This is a genomic window from Bartonella jaculi (assembly GCF_039543045.1).
Lineage (GTDB): Bacteria > Pseudomonadota > Alphaproteobacteria > Rhizobiales > Rhizobiaceae > Bartonella > Bartonella jaculi.
In genome coordinates, this window is the sequence record NZ_BAABIZ010000205.1 from 1 (window position 1) to 542 (window position 542).

General features: G+C 45.2%; 1 pseudogene. It reads right to left on the minus strand.

Annotated elements, in window-relative coordinates:
* Nucleotides 1–542, minus strand: a pseudogene (locus tag ABD915_RS10215) (DUF4815 domain-containing protein); the annotation flags it as partial.

The following is a 542-nucleotide window of genomic DNA, read 5'->3' on the forward strand; positions in this document are numbered from 1 at the left end:
GCTTGTCGTGCTGTTTTGTCGCTGCTCACAAATTTACGCTCTGTCCAAAGCGGTTCAGCGAGTTGTTCTGTCTCATCCAGTTTTAAAGGGGTGAAAGCACCATCATCCAGTTGCATCTCGAGGGTGAATGAAGAACCGCCCGGCAAGAAGGTTTTGATATAACTGGTCAATCTTGCCTTTTCCCCAAAGGCAAAAGCCCTTGTGACATAAGTGGCTGTTTTATGAATCTTTCCTGCAATCAATTGTACAGGGGCAAATAAGACGGGTGAGAGTTTCTCTGTACCTTTAAGAATGGCGCGAAGCTTGACTTTTTCATTGATATATTCGGTCAGCTTGAGCAATTGAAAGGGCAGCAGTTGATAAACTGTACCGTTGTTTCTTTCAATTTCAAAGATGACAGAACAATCGCTTGAAGGCAATTCAACGGCAGCACGCACTTGCAAATCAGAACAGTCCACAAGATCAAAGGTGCCTAAATCCACCGTTTTTTCTGTTTGTCTGTAGCGGGCGGCCAACACCCGAAACGCCAAGGCTTCATCTTG